Source organism: Xanthomonas sp. SHU 166 (genome assembly GCF_000364685.1).
In the GTDB taxonomy this organism is placed as follows: Bacteria; Pseudomonadota; Gammaproteobacteria; order Xanthomonadales; family Xanthomonadaceae; genus Xanthomonas_A; species Xanthomonas_A sontii.
Genome location: NZ_AQOJ01000142.1, coordinates 1 through 5242, shown reverse-complemented (window position 1 = coordinate 5242; position 5242 = coordinate 1). Strand labels below are relative to the sequence as shown.

Annotated in this window: 7 protein-coding genes; 2 read left to right on the top strand and 5 right to left on the bottom strand. The window is 69.5% G+C overall.

Annotated elements, in window-relative coordinates:
* A partial coding sequence (locus tag D180_RS05465; protein ID WP_017912005.1) for an ATP-binding protein occupies window positions 1–1150 on the top strand: 1150 nt, incomplete at its 5' end.
* Window positions 1151–1186: 36 nt separating this feature from the next.
* On the opposite strand, the gene D180_RS05460 is transcribed toward D180_RS05465, so the two are convergent.
* The 5 genes from D180_RS05460 to D180_RS05440 form a co-directional block, all read right to left on the bottom strand.
* The gene (locus D180_RS05460; RefSeq protein ID WP_017912004.1) at window positions 1187–1570 is read right to left on the bottom strand and encodes a YbjQ family protein; all 384 of its coding nucleotides are present in this window, start codon (window positions 1568–1570) and stop codon (window positions 1187–1189) included.
* Window positions 1571–1644: 74 nt separating this feature from the next.
* Window positions 1645–1920, bottom strand: coding sequence for a hypothetical protein (locus D180_RS05455; RefSeq protein WP_017912003.1), 276 nt, complete (start codon window positions 1918–1920; stop codon window positions 1645–1647).
* An 80-nt stretch (window positions 1921–2000) separates the two neighbouring features.
* On the bottom strand, window positions 2001–2351 hold the full coding sequence (locus D180_RS05450; RefSeq protein ID WP_017908640.1) for a hypothetical protein: 351 nt from the start codon (window positions 2349–2351) through the stop codon (window positions 2001–2003).
* A gap of 434 nt (window positions 2352–2785) precedes the next feature.
* Complete coding sequence (locus D180_RS05445) at window positions 2786–3175, bottom strand: hypothetical protein (protein ID WP_043090527.1); 390 nt, start codon at window positions 3173–3175, stop codon at window positions 2786–2788.
* A 32-nt stretch (window positions 3176–3207) separates the two neighbouring features.
* On the bottom strand, window positions 3208–4572 hold the full coding sequence (locus D180_RS05440) for a glutamate--cysteine ligase (RefSeq protein WP_017912001.1): 1365 nt from the start codon (window positions 4570–4572) through the stop codon (window positions 3208–3210).
* A 222-nt stretch (window positions 4573–4794) separates the two neighbouring features.
* On the opposite strand from D180_RS05440, the gene D180_RS05435 reads away from it, so the two are divergent.
* Window positions 4795–5242, top strand: a 448-nt coding sequence (locus tag D180_RS05435) for a VIT family protein (RefSeq protein WP_017912000.1), incomplete at its 3' end; no start/stop codon positions are given.

Sequence of the window (5242 nt, the reverse complement as noted above, 5' to 3'; positions counted from 1 at the left end):
ACGCCCGCCGCCGCCGCCGCATGCCATGGCGGCCGACGACGACGTCCCCGCACCCGCGGAGGTGGCGCCCCCAGCCACCGCGCAGCAACCGCCGCCACCGGAACCGCCGCCTGCGCCGGGCGAGGCACCGCGCAATGGCGCCTTCGGCGCGACCATGCGCGCCGTGGGGTGGCGCGAACGCGGCTTCGCCCCGGCGGTACCGTTGCTGGACGGCTTCACCGCAGCCCTGCGCCAGCCCGACGGCCACTGGCGCAGCGTGATGTCGCCGCCGCGGCGGTTCTCCAACGAATTCAAGACCCAGGTGGTGATGCTGTTCCTGGTCGGCATGCTGGCGATGCTGCCGCTGGCCTGGTGGTTCTCACGGGCGCTGTCGGCGCCGATCCGGCGCTTCGCCGAGGCGGCCGACCAGCTCGGCCGCAATCCCGATGCGCAGCCGCTGCGGCGCAGCGGCCCCAGCGAGATCGTGCAGGCGGCCGATTCGTTCAACGCGATGCAGGCGCGCCTGAACCGGCTGATCAACGAGCGCACGCACATGGTTGCGGCGATTGCCCACGACCTGCGCACGCCGCTGGCGCGGCTGGCATTCCGCCTGGAGACACTGCAGCCGCCGCTGCGCGAGAAGACCATGGCCGACATCGACGAGATGAAGGCGATGATCTCCGCGGCGCTGGACTTCATCCACAACGACAGCCGCCGCGGCACGCGCTCGCCGCTGGATTTCCGCCTGCTGGTGGAAAGCGTGGTCGACGACGCCAGCGACACCGGCGCGGACGTGGTGCTGCTGCTCGGCGACGCCATCACCCTCGACGGCGATCCGCTGTCGCTGCGGCGCATGGTGATGAACCTGGTGGAGAACGCGCTGAAATATGGCAAGCGCGCACGCCTGCAGCTGCGTCACGAGGCCGGCGAATGCGTGCTGTGGATCGACGACGACGGCCCCGGCATCGATCCCGCACAGCGCGAGAAGCTGTTCCTGCCGTTCTTCCGCGGCGAGAACTCGCGCAACCGCGACACCGGCGGCATCGGCCTGGGCCTGTCGGTGGCGCACAGCATCGTGCTGGCGCATGGCGGCCAGATCGCCCTGGACAACCGCCCAGAGGGCGGCCTGCGGGTCAGCGTGCGGCTGCCGTGCCAGGCGGTCGACGGCTGAGCCGGGCGCGCCCCGTTCCGCCGCACGTCGATCGACTCAGCGCTGGTTCGGCTCGACGACCACGGCCGTGCCATAGCACAGCACCTCGGTCAGGCCGGCCATGAGCTCGGTGGCGTCGTAGCGCACCGCGACGATGGCGTTGCCGCCCATCTGCCGCGCGTGCTGCAGCATGTCCCGGTAGGTCTCCAGGCGCGCCTGCTCGCATAGCTCGGTATAGATGGTGATGTTGCCGCCGAACAGCGTCTGCAGCCCGCCGAGGAAATTGCCGACGATGGAGCGCGAGCGCACGGTGATGCCGCGCACGATGCCCAGATTGCGCACGATCCGGTGGCCGGGAAGTTCCAGCGCGGTGGTCACCATCGCATCGTTCAGTGGCGAGACCGCCGCGCGCGGCGGCGAGGAATTGTACGGATCGGTCATCGGTGTGCCCTGCTGGCGTGGCCCGTGGCTCCGCGGACCGCGGACCCGGCGCGCACGCACCGAGGCCGGCAGTGTTAGCACCGCATGAAGAACCACGCAATCGCCAGCACCAGGCCGCCACCCCATAGCAGCAGCATCGCCACGACGCCGGCCAGCACGACCGCCACCCGTCGCCATCGGCGCAGCCCGCGCGAACGCCGCACCACGTGCACGCACAGCCAGCCGCCCAGCACCACGCCGCTGGCGACCACCGCCCATCCGAGCAGATCGATGAGCGGATCCTTGGGACCAACGTCGGTGGGGCATTGGCTGGTCGCATGCGCGGATGCCATGCAGCCGAGCGATGCCATCACAAGCGCAATGCGTTCGAAAAGACGCCGTCGAACGCTCGTGCGCTCTACGACCGCTCGCGAAGACATGCCTGGTGCCATCACGGCGCGTGCTTGAGATTGGATTTGCGCAGGCCAAGCCCTTTCCAGAATGCCGGCGGATAGTGCAGATCCGGGCGCCCCACCCATCCCCGTACAAGATCGAGTTCGTAGCCCTCGTCCAGCTTCCGGTAGTGGACCGACGCAATGGCGATCTGATCCCAATCACCGGTGAAGGTGAGGTCGGCCAGCGACGCGGGATAAGACCCGGTACGCAGCTTGTACAGTTCAACCAACGACACCACTGTCTTGAAATGCTGGTCGCCGAACTTGGCATCGGCCTGCTCCTGCAGACCGCAGGCGGAAACGGCAAAGGCAACGAGCAACACCACACCAACGATCTTCAGTTTCATGCATCCCCCCAATGACGCTCTCTCCGGCACCACAAGCGCCTCTCGCTCGGATCGCGACAGCGACGGCATTTCCCCGCCACGCATAGTGCACGTGACACCAGCTTACATTGCGCAACCCGCCCGCCGACTACGGCAAAAGCGGGCTTCCCGCCGCCATCCATTCCGGCAACGACGCCGCAAGCGGCACGCGCTCTGCCTCGGCCACGGCGCCCAGATCGCAGAGAAAGAGGGATACGCCGGTCCGGCCAACGCAACCAGCACGCCTTGGCCGCCGCTGTCGTCGCCGATCAGCACATGGCCCGGCAGGCAGCGCGCGACCTCGAAGGTCGCATGGCGTTCGGCCAGGTCAGTGGCGGCGTACAGCCGCACTCCATCGGCGCGCGGCCGCCTGGCCTGGGACGTGCCCAGTGCGCGGATGGGCGGCAGCTAGGTGTCTAGCGCGAAGGCCATAACCGTCGCCACCATGGCGGCGTTTGCGGCGCTATGGCACCCGCACGTCGCTGCGCCACAGCCTCGGCATGACGCGACAGCAACAGCGGCAGTGCGGTCGCCCGCCAGAACACCAGGCTGACGTATCCCGAGGACATGCCGCCATGGCTGAGGCGCGGCACGAAGACCGACTCGACGGATGCGTCGTCCAGCGCCGTGCCGACCAGGCGCGCGAAGGTGTCGGCGAGCAGCGCCTCGCACTGCGTAGCCGTCGCCGGCAACGGTACGCCGGCCAGGGTCGACACCATCTCCTGCCACAGATACGGATCGCCACGGCCGCCCCATCTGCTCGGCTCGTCCTGGAACAGGCCCGCCATGTCACCGATCGCGGTCATCGTTCTGCTGGCCTGCGGGCGCGCCGCTGCACTCAGTACGCGAACTCGCGGAACACGTGGTCGATGTCGCCCTGCCAGGCGCCGTGGTACAGCGCCAGCTTGCGCTCGGCCGCGGTCTCGCCGCCATGCAGGATTTCCACCAGCGGTTCGAGGAAGCGCGATTCGTCCTGGCCGTCGCGGTTCAGGCGCGCGCGCCGGCGCAGGCCGGACAGGGCGATCTTCACCGCCTCGGCAGCCAGGTCCTGCACGGTGCCGTTGCGGAACGGCAGCTTCAGCGCCTGCTTCGGCACCCCGTCGCGCAGCGCGTGGCGTTCGACCAGGCTGAAATCCTTGACCAGGTCCCAGGCCGCGCCCAGCGCCGCATCGTCGTACAGCAGGCCGACCCAGAACGCCGACAGCGCGCACAACCGGCCCCACGGACCGGCGTCGGCGCCGCGCATTTCCAGATACTTCTTCAGGCGCACTTCCGGGAACGCGGTGGTCATGTGGTCGGACCAGTCGCGCAGCGTCGGCAACGCACCGGGCAACGCCGGCAACTTGCCCTGCAGAAAATCGCGGAAACTCTGCCCGCTGGCGTCGATGTAGGTGCCGTCGCGGTAGGAGAAGTACATCGGCACGTCGAGCAGGTAATCGACGTAGCGCTCGTAGCCGAAGCCGTCCTCGAACACGAAGTCGAGCATGCCGGTGCGGTCGGCGTCGGTGTCGGTCCAGATATGCGAGCGGTAGCTGAGGTAGCCGTTGGGCTTGCCCTCGGCGAACGGCGAGTCGGCGAACAGCGCGGTGGCGATCGGCTGCAGCGCCAGCGACACGCGGAACTTCCTGATCATGTCCGCTTCGCTGGCGTAATCCAGGTTGACCTGCACCGTGCAGGTGCGCGTCATCATGTCCAGGCCGAGCGAACCGACCTTGGGCATGTAGCGCTTCATGATCTGGTAGCGGCCCTTGGGCATCCACGGCATCTCGTCGCGGCGCCACTTCGGCTGGAAGCCCATGCCGAGGAAACCCAGGCCCAGTTCGTCGGCGACCTGCTTGACCTCGTTGAGGTGGCTGCCCACTTCGACGCAGGTGTCGTGGATGGTCGGCAGCGGCGCGCCGGACAGTTCCAACTGGCCGGCCGGCTCCAGCGTCACCGAGGCGCCATCGCGCAGCAGGGCGATGGTGTGCCCGGCTTCGCGCACCGGCTCCCAGCCGAAGCGGGTCAGGCCCAGCAGCAAGGCCTCGATGCCGCGCTCGCCGTCGAAGGTCGGCGGCCGCAGGTCGTCCAGCCGGAAGCCGAACTTCTCGTGCTCGGTGCCGATGCGCCACTGCGCTTCGGGTTTTTCTCCGGAGGCAAGCACCTCGACCAGTTCGGCGCGGTCGGTGATCGGCGTCTCGGCAACGTGGCTGGGGCTCGACAAGGGCAGGACTCGCACGGCGGGTGAGGCGATGTGGGGACCATCCCCTGCCATCGCAAGGCCCGCACTATAGCGTGCCGGGGGCGGGGCCCGCGTCGCTACCGGCGGCACTGCAGCATTCCATGGCCGCGCCACTGACGGCGTCGAGAGTGAGACGCAGCAAGCGTTCGCGGCGCCGGCTCGGCTAGGCTGCGGTCTCCTTCCCGCTCCGCCGCAGGCAGCGCCATGCGCCCGACCCACTCCGAACGCCATCGCACCGACCGCGCCGGCTGGCTGCGCGCGGCCGTGCTCGGCGCCAACGACGGCATCCTGTCCGTGGCCGGCCTGGTGGTCGGCGTCGCCAGCAGCGGCGCGTCGGCGGCCACGGTGCTGACCACCGGCATCGCCGGCCTGGTCGCCGGCGCGATGTCGATGGCCGCCGGCGAATACGTGTCGGTGCAATCGCAGGCCGACACCGAGCGCGCCGACCTGGCGCTGGAACGCCGCGAGCTGCACGAGGACCCGCAGAGCGAACTGGACGAACTCACCGCGATCTATCGCCAGCGCGGGCTGGACCCCGGCCTGGCCCGCCAGGTCGCCGAGCAGTTGACCGCGCACGATGCGCTGGGCGCGCACGCGCGCGACGAACTCGGCATCACCGAGAGCCTGCGTGCGCGCCCGCTGCAGGCGGCGG